Below are 22,574 nucleotides of genomic sequence, written 5' to 3' on the forward strand. Positions count from 1 at the left end.
TGACTAAAAATATACAACGTAATTATCATAGCACATGGATTACTAGATTCAAATGTTTTTAGCAATCCTAGCTAATCCCCACAAGGGGGACTAGCGGATTGCAGCCTTATATCCTCGGGCTAAACCCCGAGGTTTTACGGCTATTCGGATAAACCAACCGATGTTGAGATAATCAACATTCAAAAGGTTGCGCATGCTCAGTAAGCGTCCGCTGAACACACCTTATGAATTCGTCCTATAAGCCTTAATTTAGTCCCCACTTAAAAACAAGTGGGGACTTAAATTTATGACTACAAATAACCAGACATCCATCGCATCTCTTGCGAAAAACGAAGAACATACTGTGCTGAATTTAAACGTATGGATACGGCCATGGCTCAGGTGCTGAGAGCCTTTGGCTACATCAAACCGCATTGTGCCTACCTATTCTGTAATAAACGTGACCATCGCATGAAAGTGCTGGTACATGATGGACTGGGCATGTGGCTATGTGCCCGACGGCTGGAACAGGGCAAATTTCACTGGGCTAAAGTTCACCAGGGTGAAACCGTAGCTCTCAGCCCAGAACAGTTACAGGCAGTGATCCAGGGTTTGCCCTGGCAACGCATTGGACGACAGCAAGAGGTCACAATGCTCTAAACTAGCTTGGTACATTCTGCTATTCTCCAAACATTCTATTTCATTCTTCTCATGACCTCAGGCATAGAGTAATGTAATCACATCAGATGCACAAATTTGACTTTGACGCACACGTTTAATCTTGCCACAAGTGAGCATGTATTGCTCAACCTGCTCTGAAATATCAGTGCAGAAACCATCAATTAGGCAGAAAAGTGTTGTAAGCTGTGTGTCGATAGGCATTTTGAGATCATTGTTTTTTTGTCATGATTAAATTTTGATTTAAATGCCTGTCCTTTTACAACTTCCTTATCCCGAATTCACGTTAAGTAGAGACCTGTTCCCAATTTGGATCTGCCTCCAGTAAAATTAACTTTAGCTAGTCTTGTTGTGGTTTTTCTAATGCCATCCATTTTACTTGCGGGATCGAATATATTTCTTTTATATTCATATTCTTAGAATTCAACATCTGAATATAGTTCAATATCATGCATTTTCAAGGGATGCTGGAATGCCAAATATGCCGCATGTAAAGCCATGCGTTTTAAATGAAACCTGGCTGAATCAGGATGATAGAGTTTATCTCCCATAATCGGATGACCAATATGCATCATATGGACGCGGAGTTGATGTGACCGTCCTGTAACAGGTTCCAAACGGACTCGACTTTGATCTGTTTCCGCATCATATTTCATCAACTGAAATATAGTCTTGGCCTGTTTGCCGAGTTCAAAATGCACCATTTGACGTGGACGATTTTCCCAGTCAGTGATCAAGGGAACTTCAACACTTCCCTCAGCCTGAATTTTTCCTTGTATCAACGCAATATAGTATTTTTTTATTGTACGTGCCTGAAACATCTTGCTGACCGCAACTTCAGCATCGCGGTGTTTAGCAAACATCAATAAGCCAGAGGTGGCCATATCTAGCCGATGAGTGACTTTAGCTGTTGGAAATTTTTCCAAAATCCGCAAATAGGCACTGTCCTGATGTTCAGGTAAACGCCCCATTACTGACAATAATCCAGCAGGCTTATTGACCACCATCAGATCTTCATCTTCATATATGATTTCAAGCGGTTCCTGTGGTGGCATATACATAAAGTCGTTATTTAAGGGCATAGGCAACAGACAACCTGGATAAACGCAAATTGGCAACGATTATAGTTCTGCCAAGGGGTTTAGCAAGAGTCCTTAAGCTCGATGGTTTAAGAACAATTAGGAATTTTTATTGCTCTTGGCTAAATTCTCTTTATACATCTCTTCCAGTGTCGCAATTTCACGATTAAGAAAAGCAATCAGGTAGTCTTTTGCCCGTGCCAGACCCAGTTGCCTGAATGAAACCATATCCTTGGTTTTGCGTGTTACCAGTCCAAATACATCTTTTTTGGGAATGATTACGATTGTTCTGACCTATTTCCTGTGATCATTCTTTGGTTTTACCTATTGTTTCAATTATATCATTTTGTTTTTTAATATAAAAATATCGACTTCTATTCAAAATAGCAAAGCTTTATCGATGAACTTCACATTTATATTAGATTTTATTGATGTGGTTTTTATTATTTAAGTCTGATTGGTCATATTCTATTTCATTAAATTTTTCAGGGTATCAAGGGAAAACATGTTGTTTACTTCAACACCTATAACTTTGTAAGTTATAACCTCTGCCTATAAACTTTTGATCTATAGCGTCCTAAGCCGAATCGAGACCTTTTGGATAAGTACACACTTGCTTGATAAGCTTCGGTGCATGCTACTCTTTTCGATCCCCTTACGGAACTTTAATCGTTCCTCAACCCTTGAGACATAGTTTAGGCAGATTGCTGTGGGATTGTTTTCCTAAAAATTACTATTTCTAGCCATCCATGAAATAATTTTGCATATCCAGTTTTATAATTGGAATTATTTTCCAAATAAAGCATAGATTTACCTATTATCTTCCGATATATCCTGTTTTATCTGTGTATTTTTTTACTTAAAAAACAGATTTAAGCCCAAATCACCATAATTGCGGCCACAATCACCAACCACAAACCCAAATGATCGGTTTTGGCGAGCTTCTCTTTAAAGAAAAATGCTGAGATCAGTAGGCTAAATAATATTTCGACCTGCCCCAGGGTTTTGACTATTGCCACCGTTTGCATACTCATGGCACTAAACCAACCGACTGAGGCGAGAAAACTACAGATGCTCACGCGCAGGGTTAGGCCAAGACGCTGCCACATTTTATAAAGTGTTGTTCGGCTAAAAATCCCTAGGTAGAGTAAAAGTATAATACACTGAAAGCTGATCAGGCTGCAAAGTACCCATCCTGCACGATGCAGGAACGGCAACATGCTCAGTTCCAGACTGGCTTCGCGGACCAGTAATGAAGTGATGGCAAAGCATAATCCACTTCCCAAACCAATCATTAAGGTTTTAAATGATAATTCAGTGTGTTGACGACCTTTACTCAGTAGAAAGACTGCCACTGCACCAATCAATACACCCACCCAACCCCATGCAGTCAAATGTTCCTGTAGGAATAAAACACCGACCAAAGCCGCCAAAATGGCTTCACTTTTGGCCAGCCCGACACCAATGGCATAGTTCTTCTGCTGGAATAATTTGACCATTAATGCTGTGGCATAAATCTGGCTAATGCCCGCAATCACCACATAGACCCAGAATTTATGGGAGAAATGAACCTGCGCTGTAACAGGTTGGTGCAGATAGAGAAATGCCAGATAGCTAAAGGCAAAGATGGGGGAAAATAAAAATCGAGCCAATGTCGTTCCATAGACATCAACGGTGGTACTGAGTTGTTTTTGAAATGCATTACGCCACGCCTGCATAAAAGCGGCCATGAGAGTGAATAGAATCCAGGTGATTGCCATAGATTGAAACGCAAAATCAAAAAGTGATGGTAATTTACTCTGTTTTAAACAGTTTTTCGATGGTCAATATATCCATTCATGTTATTGAGTCCTAAAATATGTTTGACTTATGATGTTTTTTAAACTGATCAAGTCCATATTCTATCCTTGTATTTAGTAAGCTGACTGATCAGCATTATTTTGTCTTTTTTTCTGTATCCAACATGCGAGCACAATCACGAGAATAATCACAAATACCGTAATCACAACAGGCATCACAAATGCCAAAATCGACAACACAATTGAGCCAATCAACTCCCCCGTTGCCACTACAAAATTCCCCAGTCCACCAGTGGTTGCTGTTGAAACACCTCGTGCAGCGACCGTACTCATTTGCACCACACCTGCTGTTCCACCACCGACAATAATGGCCGAAGCCCAACTGGCAAATTGCGACATTTCGCCACTGCTTACAGCCATTGTGGTGAGTGTACCTGCAATCATGGCGGCAGGCGTTGCAACGGTATCGAGTAAGTTATCAACCCACGGTACATAATACGCAGCAATTTCACTGATTGTTGCCACGGTCAAAGCCAGACAAACGGCAGGCATCGCCAACCATTCAAAACCTTTCAAGGGTTCAAACCAACCCATGAGCGCCGCAACACTCATGACCAGCAAAGGCATAAAAACCCGAAAACCACTGGCTGCGCTTAATCCTACGCCGATACAAAGTCCTAAAATTGTTTCCATCTGGGTTTTCCTTATTTTTGTCAGATATCGTTATCTTGTTATTTCATATTTTACAGTAACAAAAAAGCCCTATCGAGTGACAGGGCTTTCATCAAAACAGTGGGTAACTGTTTGGTGTTTTGCGGCTTAGGCATTCTTACTGTTGAATTGATTGCCAAGGCATTTGGTACACGGAGGTAAACGATCAGTACCAATTTCTAAATAGGTGCGGTGTCCGCATTGAACACAAAAATAGAAGCCAGTTCCAGGTCTTTCGCCAGCAGTAACCATCTTTGTTCTCCATAGATTTTAGAAATGGTTCATATACTATAGCGTGATAACCTTGATTATTTATTGACCTTTCTGACGAATGGTGATGGCGGAAAGGTTAAGAAAGAGCTTAGATTTTTTTTCCTCCCAAGCATTATCTCCCCACTATCTCTCAAGGGGCACAATATATCATTGGAAAAACACCTGCATCTTTAGCCGCATGAGAAAATGAAGATAAAATCCATAGCCATTGAATAATATGCCCTCCAACTTTATGTCCTTGTTGTAATTTTCTCAGTTCTTTTTCTATGTTGGATTTTGAAATAAAATTACAACTCAGGATACACTTCCTATGTAATTTTGGGTTTTTTAAAATTAAATCAATATCTTGTTTAAAATTACCAGCATCCTTGCGAATCCTAGAAATTTTAGTTTGTACTCCCTTACCTTTACCATTAGCACCCTTTCCACTCTTATATGAATCTGCAAAAGTCGTGGAGTATTTATTTAATATTTGTTGTCTTGAAAAATGCATATTTCCTAAATTTTTGATACCTTGCCCCACTACATCCTGTAATCTACTTGCTGAGTTAGTTTCATCATTCGAATATTTTGAATGAATAAAATTAATACTAAAGTCTTTTAAATCAATAGTTAAATGATCTGCCCATTCATCACCTAAATCATCACAAAAAATATAATCGTTATTTGAATGTATCATTTCTACAAAATTAAACATTGAATTTGGTGTAAAAGCTTCTTGTACAGTACTAAATTCTCCTTTTTCTGATGTAACTTGTTTGATGTTATTTTGAGGATAAAGCATAGCTAAAATCGAATCTATTTCAGACACCCCAGATACATCCTCGAAGCAACTCTCCATGCAGTACATATATCGAGGGTTATCAAAAGTTAAACAGAATAGCCCATTTTTATTAATGTAATTTAAAAGGCTTTCTAACTTACCATTTTCTTCGATTTTAAAATTTCTCAATAATTTCGAATAAATAGACAATGTTTTTTTATTTCTATTTATTTTTGTGGATTCTTCTAAGCTAACTATGTCTAGATTAGAATCTATTTCATACACAGCCCCAAGTCGAAGAAATAATTTATCAGATATTACATTAGGTACATCTATAACTTTTTTAACACGCTTAGTTTTACCATTTATTTTTTCTTTTCTTTTTCGTTCATATTTTAATGAAATTATACCATCCTCTATCCTTTCCTCAATTGCAGAAACATCAATTAATAAAGCTGCTGGATTACAAGAAGAAAGCACATCATTTAATAAAACTTTTTTTGCAAATATTTGAAGAAACTCATTCTCTTTAGCATTTTTAATTAATTGAATTTGACTATGTGCCCATTCAACTATGCTCTCAACAGACTGTCTAGACGATGATTCAACAAATCTACCACTCGCTGAAATAGACTTCGTTTGCCCTTGCTCCCTTACTTTAAAGTACGATGGGACTGAACGTCCTGCTGAATGACTTGAAAAAGATCCCTCCAGATCACTTGCTTCAAATGATCTATTTCTAATAGCTTTTTCTGAAACAGTCATATTGCGTAATGATATTTTTTGGAAATCAGCATTTTTTCCAACTAATTTACTCAACTCACTAACATCAATTAATTGAAAACTATCTTTTACAAACTGTAAATATGTCGAACAGCTTTTACTTAGTAAAACTAAATAATCATCTATCTCCATTAAAATTATATAGGCATAAATACGGTCTTCATAATTATCATCATCTAAGAAATGAACTGGTCTGACTGTTGAAAAGACTTTAATTGATAAAGTGTAATCAATATTTGTTTGTGTCTGCTTCTTAGTTCTAAATTTATCTATTATAAATTGCGTATTATCTTCTTTATTATCAGTTGCTAATTTGAGTATTTCATGAATTACAATGTCATTAGGCGAAACATTAGATTTAAAAAATAGAACATTTTTTGTCAATTCTAATCTATCAGGCATATTCTAACCCTATATTCTTATTTAATAAAAAACCCCATCATCAAGATAGGGTTTTTTTACAAAAATATCAATCACTTTTAGCTAAAGTATTAAGCCACTTGACCTTCTAAAAAGTCTTGTGCGAAACGCTGCAATACACCACCCGCTTCATACACAGAAACTTCCTCAAGCGTATCTAGGCGACAGGTCACAGGCACTTCCACAATCTCTTCTTTACCATCTGCTGTCGCACGTTCAATCACCAAAGTTAAAGTCGAACGCGGTGCAATATTACCAATTACGCTATACAGCTCAGTACCATCTAAACCCAAAGTTTTACGGTTAATGCCTGCTTTAAACTCAAGCGGTAAAACACCCATACCGACTAAGTTAGTACGGTGAATACGCTCGAAACCTTCCGCCACAATCGCTTCCACACCTGCAAGACGAACACCTTTGGCAGCCCAGTCACGGCTTGAACCCTGACCATAATCCGCACCTGCAACAATAATCAACGGTTGCTTACGGTTCATGTAAGTTTCAATCGCTTCCCACATACGCATCACTTCGCCTTCAGGCTCTACACGCGCTTTTGAACCTTGTTTAATCGTGCCGTCAGAACGAACCACCATTTCATTAAACAATTTCGGGTTGGCAAATGTTGCACGTTGTGCAGTCAAATGGTCACCACGGTGTGTCGCATATGAGTTGAAGTCTTCTTCAGGTACGCCCATTTTGTGTAGGTATTCACCCGCAGCCGAATCCATCATGATCGCATTTGAAGGCGACAAATGGTCAGTCGTGATGTTATCCCCCAAAATTGCAAGCGGACGCATGTTGGTCAAAGTACGTGGTGCAGCCAACGCCCCTTCCCAATACGGCGGACGACGAATGTAAGTACTCATTGGACGCCAGTCGTAAAGTGGGCTTTCCGCTTGCTCAACTTCACCGAGGTCAAACATAGGAATGTAGACTTTACGGAATTGTTCAGGCTTCACAGCTTCTTTTACCAGTGCATCGATTTCAGCATCAGATGGCCAAATATCTTTGAGGTAAATTGGATTACCGTCTTTGTCTATACCGAGTGCATCTTTTTCGATGTCAAAACGGATCGTTCCTGCAATCGCATACGCCACTACCAGTGGAGGCGATGCCAAGAACGCTTGTTTTGCATATGGATGGATACGACCATCGAAGTTACGGTTACCCGAAAGTACCGCTGTCGCATACAAATCACGGTCAATGATTTCTTGTTGAATCACTGGATCAAGTGCGCCTGACATACCATTACACGTAGTACATGCATAGGCTACGATACCAAAACCAAGTTTCTCTAGGTCTTTGAGTACGCCAGCTTCTTCAAGATACAATGCCGCCGCTTTAGAACCTGGTGCAAATGATGATTTCACCCAAGGCTTACGTACTAAGCCCAGTTCATTGGCTTTACGTGCCAATAGACCTGCGGCCACAGTGTTACGTGGGTTTGAAGTATTGGTACATGAGGTGATCGCAGCAATAATCACTGCGCCATCAGGAATTAAACCTTCTGCTTCTTGTGCTTTCGCAAGATCTAAATTCCCTGCAATGCCTTTGGCTTTTAAGTCGCTGGTTGAAACACGTGCATGTGGGTTCGATGGCCCTGCAATGTTACGAGTCACTGTTGAAAGATCGAAACGAAGTACACGTGGATATTGCGCCGCAGTCATATCCGATGCCCAAAGACCGATTTCTTTAGCATATTGCTCAACCAATGCCACTTGCGCATCTTCACGACCCGTCAGGCGTAAATAATCAATGGTGTTCTGGTCGATGTAGAACATCGCAGCCGTTGCACCGTATTCTGGGGTCATGTTCGAGATGGTTGCACGGTCACCAATCGACATGGTGTCTGCGCCTTCACCGAAGAACTCAAGATATGCACCAACTACGCGTTCTTTACGTAAGAATTCAGTGAGTGCCAATACGATATCCGTAGCCGTGATGCCTGCTTGACGCTGACCGACTAGCTCAACACCGATAATGTCTGGAAGACGCATCCAAGATGCACGACCCAACATCACGTTTTCAGCTTCTAAACCACCCACACCCACTGAGATCACACCAAGTGCATCCGTATGTGGTGTATGTGAGTCTGTACCTACACATGTATCTGGGAACGCTAAGCCATCACGATTTTGGATCACTGGAGACATTTTCTCTAAGTTGATCTGGTGCATGATGCCGTTACCCGCAGGGATCACGTCGACATTTTTAAATGCGGTCTTCGTCCACTCAATAAAGTGGAAACGGTCTTCGTTACGACGGTCTTCAATGGCACGGTTTTTTTCAAACGCGTCAGGATCAAAGCCGCCATATTCCACTGCCAAAGAGTGGTCGACGATCAACTGTGTTGGAACCACTGGGTTCACTTTAGATGGATCACCACCTTTTTCCGCAATCGCATCACGTAAACCCGCAAGGTCGACGAGGGCTGTTTGACCTAAGATGTCATGACAGACCACGCGCGCAGGATACCAAGGAAAATCCAAGTCCTGACGGCGTTCGATCAATTGCGTTAAATAGGCCGTTAAATTTTCTGCATCAGCTTTACGCACAAGCTGTTCTGCCAACACTTTCGAGGTGTATGGCAAAGTTTCGTATGCGCCTGGCTGAATGTCTTCAACGGCTTGACGCACGTCATAGTATTCGAGCTGGGTATTGCCATTCTGATTTGGCAGCGGTTTACGGTATTGATTTGTCATTAACCACGCTCCGCCAATGGTTTGAATTCTAAGTTTTCAGGGCCAGTGTAGTTCGCACTTGGGCGAATGATCTTACCGTCTTGACGTTGTTCAATCACATGTGCAGACCAACCTGCTGTACGAGCAATTACGAATAATGGAGTGAACATTGCTGTTGGCACACCCATCAAGTGATAGCTCACAGCGCTGAACCAATCGAGGTTCGGGAACATGTTCTTCACTTCTTTCATCACTGCTTCTAAACGTTCAGCAATCAGGTACATTTTGGTGTTCTCTTGCGCTTCAGCAAGATCACGCGCCACTTTCTTGATCACTTCGTTACGTGGATCAGAGATGGTATAAACAGGGTGACCAAAGCCGATGATCACTTCTTTTTTCTCTACACGGCTACGGATGTCTGCTTCTGCTTCGTCAGCGTTGTCATAACGTTGTTGAATCACGAATGCAACTTCGTTCGCACCACCATGTTTTGGACCACGTAGCGCACCAATACCACCTGTAATTGCTGAATACATGTCTGAACCTGTACCTGCAACAACACGTGACGTAAATGTAGAAGCATTGAATTCATGCTCAGCATACAAAATCAAAGAGGTATGCATGGCTTGAATCCATTCTTCAGATGGCGCTTCGCCATGAAGTAAATGGAGGAAATGCGCAGCGATTGAGTCATCATTGGTTTCAACTTCGATACGACGACCGTTGTTGCTGAAGTGGTACCAATACAACAACATTGAACCCAAGCTTGCCATCAATTTATCAGCGATGTCTTTTGCACCTGCTTCATTGTGATCTTCATGTTCAGGCGTTAAACAACCTAGAACTGAAACGCCCGTACGCATCACATCCATAGGGTGTGCAGATGGTGGTAACTGTTCAAGTGCCGTTTTCAATGCGGCTGGTAAACCACGCAGTGCTTTCAGTTTTGCTTTATAGGCTTTCAACTCAGCTTTGTTTGGCAGTTTGCCATGTACAAGCAAATGTGCAACTTCTTCAAATTCGCTACCCACTGCAAGGTCTAGAATGTCATAACCACGGTAGTGCAAGTCATTACCACTACGACCGACGGTACAAAGTGCAGTGTTACCTGCAACTTGACCACTTAACGCAACTGATTTTTTTGGCTTGAAGCCGACTGGTGTTTCATTACTGCTCATAAGATTGACCTTTTTATGGTGTTTATGTGTTTGCACTTTTACCCCCTCTAAATCTCCCCCTTATAAGGGGGAGACTTTCACGAAATCAAAATGTGATCTGATTGGTGAGGTTCCTCCCCTTTTTTTAAGGGGAGGTTAGGAGGGGTAAATTTCAGAGATTATTTATTCTTTGCAAAAGTTCCATCAAGATACTGTTCAAACGCATGGTAGTTAATGCGCTCATACAATTCTTGACGGGTTTGCATGGTGTCAACAACGTTCTTCTGTGTGCCTTCTTGACGCAGAGTCTCATACACATTTTCCGCTGCTTTGTTCATCGCGCGGAATGCTGAAAGTGGATATAACGCAATGCTCACATCCGCAGAAGCCAATTCTTCAGTGGTAAATAATGGCGTAGAACCAAATTCAGTAATGTTCGCCAATACTGGAACTTTGGTCAGATCAGCAAACTGCTTGTACATTGCCAATTCAGTGATCGCTTCAGGGAATAACATATCCGCACCTGCTTCAATGTAAGCACCTGCACGATCAATCGCTGCTTGTAAACCTTCAACCGCTAAAGCATCGGTACGTGCCATGATCACAAAGTTTTCATCAGTACGCGCATCAACCGCAGCTTTAATACGATCCACCATTTCTTGTTGCGTCACGATGGCTTTGTTAGGACGGTGTCCACAACGTTTAGCACCAACTTGGTCTTCAATGTGCATTGCCGCTGCGCCGAACTTAATCATTGATTTAGTGGTACGTGCGATATTAAACGCGGAAGCACCAAAACCTGTATCCACATCAACCAATAAGGGTAGATCACAGACATCGGTAATACGGCGTACATCGGTCAATACATCATCAAGGTTGCTAATCCCCAAGTCAGGTAAACCCAAAGAACCTGCGGCAACACCACCGCCCGACAAATAGATCGCCTTGTAGCCTGCACGCTTTGCTAACAATGCATGATTGGCGTTGATCGCACCGACCACTTGTAATGGTTTTTCATTTGCGACCGCGTCGCGGAATAACTGACCAGCAGATTTAGCCATGTTGATGTTCTCCTTGGGTTTGCAGCAATGTTTGCTCAACAATTTTGTAGGATGCATTGATGTGACGATGCATCAGCATTTCAGCAAGCTCACCATCACCCTCTGCAATCGCATCTAAAATGCGGATATGTTCATCCCAAGCTTTGCTTGGTCGATCTGGGGTATTTGAAAATTGAATTCGATACATACGGATGAGGTGATACAGCTCATCACATAACATTTTTTCGAGGGTTTTATTGCCACTGCTTTTGATAATGCAGTAATGGAAATCGTCTTGACCTTCTTGCAGATAGTAGCCCTTACCTGCTTTAAAATTTTCATCTTCAGCATGCATTCGCAGTACATCACGCAATGCTAAAATTTGTTTTTTATCAATATGCTGTGCAGCCAACTTACAAGCTAAGCCTTCAAGTGAAGCACGAATTTGGTACAGTTCTTGAAACTGTTGTAGAGAAAGGGAAACAACTCGCGCACCAACATGGGCCGTACGCTCAACCAATCGCTGTCCTTCCAGACGATGGATCGCCTCACGTAAAGGACCACGACTAATCCCATAAATACGTGCTAACTCAGGCTCAGAAATTTTGCTGCCCGCAGGAATTTGTCCTAACACGATTGCTGATTGAATTTGCTTAAATACATGTTCCGTCAGGGTAATACTCTGACTGGTGCTGATGGCTTGAGGAACAAGGGTATCTTGCATATTGTCGACAATCTCTATAGTTTTGATGATTTTATAACGAGATAGAAGAAAAAATGCAATAGGATTGTCGACAATGAAATAGACTGACCCAGTCAATACTATTCGATTGCCTCACAATAGAATGTTCTGAAAAAGGTACTAAAAATATAAAATAATTATATATAAAACATATTCTTACTAAAATTTAAGTACTTTATTTCAATTGATTCAAGGCATTTTTCCCATTATTTATATTACGTAGGCTACGACCATGGTATGACAGCTTGATTGTAGACAATCCTTATAATCGATCGATTTTATACGAATTTTTGTAAGTAAATACTGCACCAGAAATGTAAATAACAGCGTGCTTCATAGGCGCTTTATTGGTACATTATTGGGCATCTGGAGTCATGCTCCGCAAGACACATCCATGCACCTTGTTGAATAAAAGGACATTGTTAATGTTTCAACATATCCCACCTTATGCAGGCGACCCAATTCTCTCTTTAATGGAACAGTTTAATGCTGATCCACGCGCTGAAAAGGTTAATCTAAGTATTGGTTTATACTATAACGAAGACAGTATCGTTCCTCAGCTTGATACCATTATCGAAGCGCAAAAACGTATTGCCCCTAAAAATGATAAAACCAAACTTTATCTTCCAATGGAAGGTTTTAAGCCTTACCGTGACGCAATTCAAGCTCTATTGTTTGGCGCAAACAGCCCTGCTATTCAACAAGGTCGTGTTGCAACCATTCAAACGCTTGGTGGTTCAGGTGCATTAAAAGTTGGTGCAGATTTCTTAAAAACCTATTTCCCAAATTCAGAAGTTTGGGTCAGCCAACCAACGTGGGATAACCATGTTGCGATCTTCAATGGTGCTGGCATCAAGAGCAACTACTATCCATATTTCGATGCTGAAACACGTGGCGTTGATTTTGATGGCATGTTATCGACATTAAAAACTTTGCCAGATCAAAGCATTGTATTATTACACCCTTGCTGCCACAACCCGACAGGTGCGGATCTCAATCCAGCCCAATGGGATCAGGTGATTGCAGTATTAAAAGAGCGTAACTTGATTCCATTCCTTGACATCGCTTACCAAGGCTTTGGCGATAGTATGGAACAAGATGCTTATGCGATTCGTGCTCTAGACCAAGCTGGTTTAAACTTCATCGTCAGCAACTCGTTCTCTAAAATCTTCTCACTTTATGGTGAGCGTGTGGGCGGCCTAACCTTTGTCTGTGACGATGCTGAAGCGGCTCAATGCACATTCGGTCAATTAAAGGCAACCGTACGCCGCAACTACTCTAGCCCACCAACAACGGGTGCATGGTTGGTTGATCAGGTGCTCAATGATGCTGATCTGAATCAACAATGGCAAGGCGAAGTGAAAGAGATGCGTGAGCGCATTATCAAAATGCGTAGCATCTTAAAAGATGAGTTGACTAAAGCACTTCCTGACCGTGACTTTAGCTACCTTGTCAATCAAAAAGGCATGTTCAGCTACACAGGTTTGACAGGCGAGCAAGTCGACACCTTACGTGAAGAATATGCAATTTACCTTGTACGTAGTGGTCGCATCTGCGTTGCAGGTTTAAATATGAATAATATTTATAAAGTTGCCACAGCAATGGCTGAAGTGTTAGCTAAATCAGCTTAACCCATCCATCATTATAAACTGGAAATGGTTGTTTCACGTGGAACAACCATTTTTTATTATGTATATAAGGAGATACTTTGAATATATTGAAATCGGTATATCTAGGGCTAAGTCAGTTATAAATGATTTAATCTGTATCTACGATTGTTTAATCCAGCCCAGTCTTTGTATACTGCAACATATTAATAAACTACACAGCTCTTCTCAAAATGACTCAACTGACTTGCTTTAAAGCTTATGATATTCGCGGAAAATTAGGCACAGAACTGAACGAAGAAATCGCCTATAAAATTGGTCGTGCATACGGACAAATCTATCAACCTAGAAAAGTGGTGATTGGGTGTGACATCCGTCTGAGCAGTGAAGGTTTAAAGCAAGCAACCATTCGTGGTCTTAATGATGCAGGTGTCAATGTTCTAGATTTAGGCATGACGGGTACCGAAGAAGTTTATTTCGGCGCTTTCCATCTTGATGTACAAGGTGGCATTGAAGTAACTGCCAGCCACAACCCGATGGACTACAATGGCATGAAATTGGTTCGTGAAAATGCACGTCCAATCAGTGCTGATACGGGTTTAAAAGAGATTCAATCACTTGCAGAATCAGGTATTTTTGCCGAAGTTGAGCAGAAAGGTACAACTGAAAACTATAATATCCTACCTGAGTTTGTTGAACACCTACTGACTTATATTGATCCACAGAAAATTAAACCACTCAAGCTAGTAGTGAATGCAGGCAATGGTGCAGCAGGCCATGTCATTGATGCAATTGAACAGAAATTCCAACAACTGAATATTCCTGTTGAATTTATTAAAATTCATCATGAAGCGGATGGGACTTTCCCCAATGGGATTCCGAACCCAATCTTAATTGAAAACCGTGACAGCACCCGCGATGCTGTGCTTGCGCACAATGCAGATATGGGTATTGCATGGGATGGGGATTTTGACCGTTGCTTCTTGTTTGATGAAAAAGGTCAATTCATCGAAGGCTATTACATTGTTGGCTTATTAGCACAGGCATTCTTGATCAAACAATCAGGTGAAAAGATTGTGCATGATCCACGTTTAGTTTGGAATACCTTTGATATCGTAGAGCAATATCAAGGTATCGCGGTTCAATCAAAATCTGGGCATGCTTTTATTAAAGATGTAATGCGTGAACATAATGCGGTTTACGGCGGTGAGATGAGCGCACATCACTATTTCCGTGACTTTGCGTACTGTGATAGTGGCATGATTCCATGGTTACTGACTATTGCCCTACTCTCTGAAACAAGTCAATCACTTTCAACATTAGTTGAGAATATGATTACCAAATTTCCATGTAGCGGTGAAATCAATTTTAAAGTAGCAGATACACAAGCAACGGTACAAAAGATTTTTGATCATTATGCGGACCAAAATCCATTAGTAGACCGTACCGATGGTGTGAGTCTTGATTTTGGTGCGTGGCGTTTGAATGTCCGCGCATCGAATACCGAGCCTTTATTGCGTTTAAATATTGAAAGCCGTGCCGATCAAAACCCGCAACCGATGCAACATTATGTAGATGAATTAACTGGGTTAATTCAGGGTTAATTCAACCCAATAAAAAAGGAGCATATCGCTCCTCTTTTATTGCTTTAGCATTCAGTTAAAGCCGTTGGGATTCTGCTTCTGCCAATTCCAACTATCCGCCAGCATATCTTCCAATGTATATTGAGGCTGCCAACCGAGCTCGCTCAATGCACGCGTATTGTCTGCAAATGAAGTAGCAACATCACCTGCACGACGTGGTGCAAATTCAAACGCAACAGGCACACCATTGATTTGCTCAAAGGTGTTTTTGACTTGTAATACGGATGAACCATTGCCTGTGCCAATGTTCCATGCACGACATCCCTGCGCAGCAAGGCGATTATTCAACGCACATAAATGTGCATTGGCTAAATCTACCACATGAATATAATCACGCACACCTGTTCCATCAATCGTGTCATAGTCATTGCCATAAATGGATAATTTCTCACGACGACCAACTGCGACTTGTGTGACATAAGGCATTAAGTTATTTGGAATGCCTTGCGGGTCTTCTCCAATCTGACCACTTTTATGTGCGCCAACAGGGTTAAAATAACGCAGTAATGCAATCGACCAACGTGAATCTGCCTGCGCCAGTTTTTGCAACATCTGTTCAATGATGAGCTTGGTATAGCCATAGTTGTTGCTTGGCATGCCTGTTGGCATATCTTCATTCAATGGGGATATATTCGCTTCATCATAAACCGTTGCCGATGAACTAAACACCAGTCTAAATACACCTGCTTTTTCCATCGACTTCATTAACTGAATACTGCCAGCGATATTGTGATCAAAGTAAACCAGTGGAATTTGCTGGCTTTCCCCAACCGCTTTCAGACCAGCAAAATGAATCACAGCATCAATCTGGTGGTCTTGAAACACCTGATCAACCTCTTGTTCAAATCGGATGTCACCTTTAACAAAAACCAAATCCTTATTCGTTAATTTCTGTACACGATGTAAAGATTCTTCAGAACTATTCGACAGGTTATCAAATACAACCACCTCATGCCCCGCATTTAGCAGTTCAACACAAGTATGAGAACCGATATAGCCAGCACCACCTGCAACTAAAATCTTAGCCATCTGTTTTTCCTAATAATATTCGAAGTAGACCTTGCGTTGAGGTATCAAATGCAGATAAATCACCCTGTTCACCATTTAGAATTGGTAATAGTTGATTGGCGATTTCTTTACCTTTTTCAACACCCCATTGGTCAAAGGGATTGATATTCCATAAAACAGATTGCACAAACACTTTATGTTCATACAATGCGATAAGCATCCCTAAGCTATAGGGATTCAACTCTTTTAATAGAATGGTTGAGCTCGGTTGATTACCCTCATATTGCTTATAACTAGGTAAATCTTTTAGCTCATCTACTGAGAGCGCCTGATTGCCAAAGGCGAGCAAACGCGATTGAGCCAAACAATTTGAGAGTGCCAAATGATGTTGCTCAACTAAGGCCTCTGCATTTTCAGCATAGGTAAATTGGTTGGCATTATAACGTTTCACTGGCGCAATAAAATCACAGCTGACCGAATGTGTTCCTTGGTGTAAGAGTTGATAGAAAGCATGTTGCGCATTCGGTCCAACTTCTCCCCAGACAATTGGGCAGGTCGCTGAACTCACTTTCACACCATTCCGCTGGATGGATTTACCATTTGACTCCATCTCAAGCTGTTGCAAATAGGCTGCGAAATACTTTAACCGCCCATCATAAGGTAATATTGCATGTGTCTGAATATCCAGAAAATTATTGTTCCAAATACCTAACAATCCCATAAGGACTGGAATGTTTTGCTGAAATGGTGCAGTTTGGAAATGTTGGTCAATGGCATAGGCACCCGCTAATAGCTGTTTAAAACCCTCCACTCCAATACTGAGCGCAATGGGTAAACCAATGCAGGACCACAGTGAATAACGACCGCCGACCCAATCCCAAAGCGATAACTGTTTATCAGGAGCAATGCCCCATTCAGTCATTTTCTCAGGTTTCGTTGAAACACCAATAAAGTGGTTTTGCAGAATCTTTTCATCAGTACCTAAAGCTTTTTCCAACCATTGTCGTACTGTTTGGGCATTGGACAAAGTATCAATGGTACCAAACGATTTTGAAGAAATAATAAATAAAGTTGTCTCAGGTCGAAGCTGATGCAGTAGCTCAGAAAGCTGGCTTCCATCCATCGTTGAAACAAAATGTACAGCTAAAGGTTTAGCGGTTTTCACCTTAAAATCAGAAAGCGCATGCGTAACCATCAATGGGCCTAAATCAGACCCACCCACGCCAATATTGACGACATCCTGAATCACTTCACCTGTGGCACCTCGATACTGTCCAGCATGGATTTTTTCAACCAGGGCATTCATTCGCTCAAGTTGCAGATGAACATCTTGAAAAGCCGAAGACACCACAGAACTTGACTTGGGTAAACGTAATGCCCAATGCATCGCAGCACGTTGCTCTGTGCAGTTAATCTGTTCAGATGAGAATAACCTTTTGATCCATTGGTTTAAATCTTGTGCCTGAGCCAGCTCTATTAAACTATTTAAGACATTCTGGTCAATGCGATGCTTACTAAAATCAAAAACGATTTGATCACATTCAACTGAGAAATGCTTAAATCTGGCAACATCGGCTTTAAACAACTCATTGAGATGAGCCTCTTTAAACTGTTTCTTTAAAGATAATAAATATTCCAATACTGAAGCCTGTTCCTTGACTGGAAAAGGCTGAATCTGCTTTATCATCATCAGCGTCCCACCCCCATATATGCAAAACCTTGCGCTTTTACATACTGTGGATCATAAATATTTCGTCCATCCAAAATAAGAGGATGCTGCATCAGCTCAATTAATTGTTTGAAGTCAGGACTCCAGTACTGTTTCCATGCCGTCAAAATACATAAGCCATGTACACCTTGTACGGCCACATATTGGTCTTTACATAGAATAAGATCATCACGTTGCCCATACATCGCTTCGATTTCATCTAAAGCTTGTGGATCATGTAAACGTACCGTGACACCTTGAGCCCATAAAGCTGCCAACATGGGATGGATCGGTGACTGCTGAATACTTGAGGTATTTTCTTTAAATGAAGCACCCCAAATCGCAACTGTTTTGCCATGTAAGTCACCATGGTAATAATTCCACAGTTTGCGAAATAAGATTTCTTTCTGCTGTTCGTTAATGTCCCAAACTTGCGCAAGCAACTGACTTTTAACCCCTGTATTTGCCACAGTATTGGCAAGGGTTAAAATATCATGTGAGAAATTCTCACCGCCAAAACCTGCGCCTGGAGATAAATAAGCTGAACCAATACGATTATCGGCAGCCATTCCCTGACGTACTGAAGCAATGTCAATCCCCAGTTTTTCCGCCACGACAGCAAGATCATTGATATAGCTAATTCGTGTTGCCAACATGCCAGAAATACTCAGCTTGGTAAACTCAGCATCCAGAATCGGCATAAATAGATATTGCTGTGCCAAAGGGAAAAAAGGGCGAAGTAACTCTTTTACTTTGGTCTGAACATTAGCTTGAGTACATCCGACTATCAGCTGCTTAGCTTGGGTCAGACTCTGTAACGCATTTCCCTCTTGGATGGTATCTGGTAAATAGGCCCAGTCATCTTCAGAAAGAATTTGTTGAAAATGCTCAGTCCCATGTAAGCCAAAGGTAGATGCATTGATCATCAGTTTAGGATGAATAATTGGACGCTGTTTTAGTGATGCCAATAGTTGAAAAACTTGTTGTTCCTGGGTTTGATTAAAACTAAATAAGTAAGCATCAATGTCTAAAGGAATACTATCCAGATCACGATAAATCAGAAATCCACTACTGAGTTGTTTTTCAAGTAATCGACTGACACTTTCATCATGAAAAGAATATTGCTGACCATTTTCATTTGGGTTGATATGAGAACACCAATATACAAAATGTCCAGATTCAGACAATAATGCAGACATCACGCCTGCATATAAAGTATTACCAAAAATAGCAACTTTCATCAATATTAACCCTAAATTATAGAGCTAATTCTTTGATTAAGCCCTTAAAATCTTCACCCAGTTTTGGATGCTCAATACCATAATGCAATACAGCTTTTAGATAGCCCAACTTACTCCCACAGTCAAAAGTCTGTCCTTTCATACGATACGCTTCAACTGTTTCAGTTTGCTGTAAAGCTGCAATTGCGTCGGTTAACTGAATTTCATTTCCTGCACCACGAGGCGTATTCTCCAATAGGCTCATAATCTCAGCAGGTAGAATATAACGCCCTACCACAGATAAATTGGATGGCGCAGTACCTATCGCAGGTTTCTCAACAATTCCCTGCATGATAGCACTTTCCCCTTCATTCGGAGAAATCGCAACATCTACAATACCATATTGATCAACCAAATGGTCAGGAACTGCCTCTACCATAATCTGAGCAGCTTGAGACTGCTCAAAACGCTGGATCATTAATGACAAATCATTATCACAGCTTTGGTTCTTAACCAGTACATCAGGCAATAACACTGCAAATGCTTCATTACCCACAATATCTTTGGCACATAACACTGCATGACCTAATCCCAAAGGTTGCGGTTGGCGTACACTCACCACACTCACATGCTTCGGTAAAATATCAGTAATTTCCTTAAGCAAATCAAATTTCTTTTTTTGTTCTAAAGTTGTTTCAAGCTCAAAATTACGATCAAAATAGTTTTCAATTGATGCTTTAGATGAATGAGTCACCAAAATAATTTGTTCTATCCCAGCCTCAACTGCCTCACGTACCACATACTCAATTGCGGGACGATCGACTACTGTCACCATTTCTTTTGGAATGGATTTGCTTGCAGGTAAGAAACGAGTTCCCAAACCAGCGACAGGTAAAATAGCTTTTTTGATCATACAATACTCTCTTAATTAACCCGTACTTCGCCGCTACGTTTATAGCCATCAACATAATATTCTAACTGACTTAAAGCCCAATCTACATCATGTTCCACTGCAGTCATTTGATTGATTCGACTAAATACAGACTGAATCTCTTGCAACGGATAATGCTTTTCAAAAGAACGTAAAATACGAGTATGCTCGGTATAACCTGTGTTATCTTGATCGATGAGTAGTTCCTCGTAAAGTTTTTCTCCTGGACGTAAACCACTATAAGCGATTTCAATATCACCATCCGTTGTATTTGCTTCTCGAACTTTTAAACCACTTAAAGCGATCATTTGTCGTGCTAAATCCTGAATTCGAACAGGTTCACCCATATCGAGTAAGAACACATCACCACCTGAACCTAATGCCCCAGCTTGAATGACTAACTGAGAAGCTTCAGGAATCGTCATAAAATAACGTGTTACATCAGGATGAGTCACCGTAATTGGGCCACCTTTTGCAATCTGCTGTCTAAATAAAGGTACAACCGAACCAGAAGAACCCAATACATTTCCGAAACGTACGATACTGATCTGAGTATTTGGTTTCGTCTCAGCCACGGCTTGACAATAAAGCTCGGCCATCCGCTTCGATGCACCCATGACATTCGTCGGTCTAACTGCTTTATCCGTTGAAATCAATACAAAGGTTTCCACGCCTTTTTTTACAGCGGCATTTAAACTATTTGCGGTTCCAATTGCATTATTTTTTAATCCAGCAATTGGATTACACTCAACCAATGGAACATGTTTATAAGCGGCGGCATGATAGACTGTCTGCACATGATATTGTTCGATGATACGTTCTAATTTTTGTTGATCTTGTACAGTCCCTAAAATGGGAACAATGTCGCAACTGGCAGTTTGCCTTAACTCTTTATCAATATCATATAATGCAAACTCAGTTAATTCATATAAAACCAGCATTTTAGGTTGATTTTTTATGATTTGTCGACAAAGCTCTGAACCAATCGATCCGCCAGCACCTGTCACCATAACAATTTTATTTTGAATATTTTTAGCCAATAAATGGGCAATAGGTGGAACAGGATCTCGTCCTAAAAGGTCAATAATATCGACTTCCTGGATATCCGACACGCGAATTTCACCATCGACCAGTTTGGTTAGACCTGGAATTTCGGTAATTTTAATATGTGCAGGTTCTAAGAATTTGACGATCTCACTTTTACGCATCCGCCCGACAGAAGGCAGTGCAATCAAGACTTCATCGACATTTTTTTTAGCCAGTAATTTTAATGCGCTGTCTGCGTCATAGATTTTTAAACGTCCCAACTGCTGCCCAGTGAGTGACGGATCATCATCAATAAACAACACGGGTAAGTGTTCATGTGAATTGTATAGTGCCGCTGCAATTTGCTGTCCAGCATTGCCTGCACCATAAATCGCGATGCGTTTTTTTTGTACATCGGCTTGTAAATAAGAACGCACGATAAAGCGAATAAAACCACGGCTAAACCAGACCCAAGCAAACATGAGAAAACCGAACATGAGCGGAATAGAAGTGGGAATAAAGGCATCGGTAAAATAAGCCAGCGCATACAACCCTGCCACAGTCAAAGCAGTACCCAACCCCAACTTGAACATAAACAGTTCGCTGTAGGTGCGCACAATAAAGCGATACACCCCGAAAATAAACAGCGATACAACTGCAATCACGCTTGCCCAAATTGAACCATAGGCCAAATTAGGCACAACTTCTGCACCTAAATCAAACTGGCGAATGGCATAGCACATCCACAACAGCACAGGAAGAACACAGAAGTCTAAAACAACCAAAAATGCAAGTTTGACTAAGCGTGGGGATTCTACAGCAAGTTCAATTATGGATTTCATAGATATACAATTATTAATATTTGAATTTTAAAACACCGTATTTTTAATGCAGAATACAGGTTCCAACCTCTAAAAATGAATGTGCGGCGATAGTTTGACCACCTGCGACTTTTACCCCCACGCTTAAATGGGCAAATTGCTCAATGACAACATCATGATCCAATAATGCACCAATATTTAAAATTACGCCATCGTTGATCACAGTTTTACGACTAATGATACACCCTGCCATGACACTCACCCCTAGGCCAATTTGTGCTGTTGGACTAATCATGCTGTGTGGGTGAATGACCGATGTCAATTCTATACCTAGCCCCAACACGGTTTGTTGCCATTGCAATCTTAAAGCATTATTACCCACCGCCACTATCGCTTGAAGATGCATGGTGTCTGATGTGGTTCTAGGATTTTAGACCACGTCTATAAGTGATAATCTACTCCCCAATAAGCATGGGAAATGCTTGTTTTAGGAGTCAACCATGAC

Annotated in this window: 17 protein-coding genes and 3 pseudogenes; 3 read left to right on the forward strand and 17 right to left on the reverse strand. The window is 40.9% G+C overall.

The features are described from left to right. The first annotated feature begins 372 nt into the window (after positions 1-372). Complete coding sequence (gene tnpB / locus F988_RS00265) at positions 373-639, forward strand: IS66 family insertion sequence element accessory protein TnpB (protein WP_004675270.1); 267 nt, start codon at positions 373-375, stop codon at positions 637-639. A gap of 66 nt (positions 640-705) precedes the next feature. On the opposite strand, the pseudogene F988_RS14180 reads toward tnpB, so the two are convergent. From F988_RS14180 to F988_RS00310, 11 genes and pseudogenes are all read right to left on the reverse strand, one after another. Continuing rightward, positions 706-861 (reverse strand): annotated as a pseudogene (locus F988_RS14180) (IS982 family transposase); the annotation flags it as partial. Between the two features lie 212 nt (positions 862-1,073). After that, positions 1,074-1,739, reverse strand: a complete 666-nt coding sequence (locus tag F988_RS00270) for a pseudouridine synthase (RefSeq protein ID WP_004680094.1) — start codon at positions 1,737-1,739, stop codon at positions 1,074-1,076. A 96-nt stretch (positions 1,740-1,835) separates the two neighbouring features. After that, positions 1,836-2,018, reverse strand: a pseudogene (locus F988_RS00275) (hypothetical protein); the annotation flags it as partial. 590 nt (positions 2,019-2,608) lie between these two features. Beyond that, positions 2,609-3,496 (reverse strand): DMT family transporter, encoded by an 888-nt coding sequence (locus F988_RS00280; RefSeq protein WP_004680096.1) that lies wholly within the window; start codon positions 3,494-3,496, stop codon positions 2,609-2,611. 153 nt (positions 3,497-3,649) lie between these two features. Then, positions 3,650-4,228 carry a DUF4126 domain-containing protein gene (locus tag F988_RS00285; protein ID WP_004680099.1) on the reverse strand — a complete coding sequence of 193 codons (579 nt, stop codon included), beginning with the start codon at positions 4,226-4,228 and terminating at the stop codon, positions 3,650-3,652. A 126-nt stretch (positions 4,229-4,354) separates the two neighbouring features. Then, on the reverse strand, positions 4,355-4,498 hold the full coding sequence (locus tag F988_RS14185) for a zinc ribbon-containing protein (protein WP_004665293.1): 144 nt from the start codon (positions 4,496-4,498) through the stop codon (positions 4,355-4,357). 151 nt (positions 4,499-4,649) lie between these two features. Then, the gene (locus tag F988_RS00290; protein WP_004680101.1) at positions 4,650-6,467 is read right to left on the reverse strand and encodes a hypothetical protein; all 1,818 of its coding nucleotides are present in this window, start codon (positions 6,465-6,467) and stop codon (positions 4,650-4,652) included. 89 nt (positions 6,468-6,556) lie between these two features. After that, the gene (acnD, locus tag F988_RS00295) at positions 6,557-9,187 is read right to left on the reverse strand and encodes a Fe/S-dependent 2-methylisocitrate dehydratase AcnD (protein ID WP_004680103.1); all 2,631 of its coding nucleotides are present in this window, start codon (positions 9,185-9,187) and stop codon (positions 6,557-6,559) included. Beyond that, positions 9,187-10,344: a bifunctional 2-methylcitrate synthase/citrate synthase gene (gene prpC, locus F988_RS00300; RefSeq protein WP_004680106.1), complete on the reverse strand. Its 1,158-nt coding sequence runs from the start codon at positions 10,342-10,344 to the stop codon at positions 9,187-9,189. The genes acnD and prpC overlap by 1 nt, the downstream gene beginning before the upstream one ends. A 158-nt stretch (positions 10,345-10,502) precedes the next feature. Continuing rightward, positions 10,503-11,384: a methylisocitrate lyase gene (prpB, locus tag F988_RS00305; protein ID WP_004680108.1), complete on the reverse strand. Its 882-nt coding sequence runs from the start codon at positions 11,382-11,384 to the stop codon at positions 10,503-10,505. Beyond that, a complete protein-coding gene (locus tag F988_RS00310) occupies positions 11,377-12,087 on the reverse strand; it encodes a GntR family transcriptional regulator (protein ID WP_004665303.1) in 711 nt (236 codons plus the stop codon). Before F988_RS00310 ends, prpB begins: the two co-directional genes overlap by 8 nt. Before the next feature lie 443 nt (positions 12,088-12,530). On the opposite strand from F988_RS00310, the gene F988_RS00315 reads away from it, so the two are divergent. Then, entirely contained in the window at positions 12,531-13,736 is a 1,206-nt protein-coding gene (locus F988_RS00315; protein WP_004680110.1) for an amino acid aminotransferase, read from the forward strand. Between the two features lie 209 nt (positions 13,737-13,945). After that, positions 13,946-15,316, forward strand: coding sequence for a phosphohexomutase domain-containing protein (locus F988_RS00320; RefSeq protein WP_004680112.1), 1,371 nt, complete (start codon positions 13,946-13,948; stop codon positions 15,314-15,316). A gap of 51 nt (positions 15,317-15,367) precedes the next feature. Here F988_RS00320 and galE read toward each other — a convergent pair whose 3' ends face one another. The 6 genes and pseudogenes from galE to F988_RS00350 form a co-directional block, all read right to left on the reverse strand. Further along, positions 15,368-16,384 carry a UDP-glucose 4-epimerase GalE gene (gene galE / locus F988_RS00325; RefSeq protein ID WP_004680114.1) on the reverse strand — a complete coding sequence of 339 codons (1,017 nt, stop codon included), beginning with the start codon at positions 16,382-16,384 and terminating at the stop codon, positions 15,368-15,370. Then, positions 16,377-18,053 carry a glucose-6-phosphate isomerase gene (gene pgi, locus F988_RS00330; RefSeq protein ID WP_004680116.1) on the reverse strand — a complete coding sequence of 559 codons (1,677 nt, stop codon included), beginning with the start codon at positions 18,051-18,053 and terminating at the stop codon, positions 16,377-16,379. Before pgi ends, galE begins: the two co-directional genes overlap by 8 nt. After that, positions 18,053-19,312, reverse strand: a complete 1,260-nt coding sequence (locus F988_RS00335) for a nucleotide sugar dehydrogenase (protein WP_004680118.1) — start codon at positions 19,310-19,312, stop codon at positions 18,053-18,055. Before F988_RS00335 ends, pgi begins: the two co-directional genes overlap by 1 nt. 16 nt (positions 19,313-19,328) lie before the next feature. Beyond that, positions 19,329-20,204, reverse strand: coding sequence for a UTP--glucose-1-phosphate uridylyltransferase GalU (gene galU, locus F988_RS00340; protein ID WP_004680119.1), 876 nt, complete (start codon positions 20,202-20,204; stop codon positions 19,329-19,331). Between the two features lie 11 nt (positions 20,205-20,215). Further along, positions 20,216-22,090, reverse strand: a complete 1,875-nt coding sequence (locus F988_RS00345; protein WP_004680121.1) for a nucleoside-diphosphate sugar epimerase/dehydratase — start codon at positions 22,088-22,090, stop codon at positions 20,216-20,218. A gap of 43 nt (positions 22,091-22,133) precedes the next feature. Continuing rightward, positions 22,134-22,469 (reverse strand): annotated as a pseudogene (locus tag F988_RS00350) (acetyltransferase); the annotation flags it as partial. Between the last annotated feature and the right edge of the window lie 105 nt (positions 22,470-22,574).

Source organism: Acinetobacter parvus DSM 16617 = CIP 108168, from assembly GCF_000368025.1.
GTDB classification, from domain to species: Bacteria; Pseudomonadota; Gammaproteobacteria; order Pseudomonadales; family Moraxellaceae; genus Acinetobacter; species Acinetobacter parvus.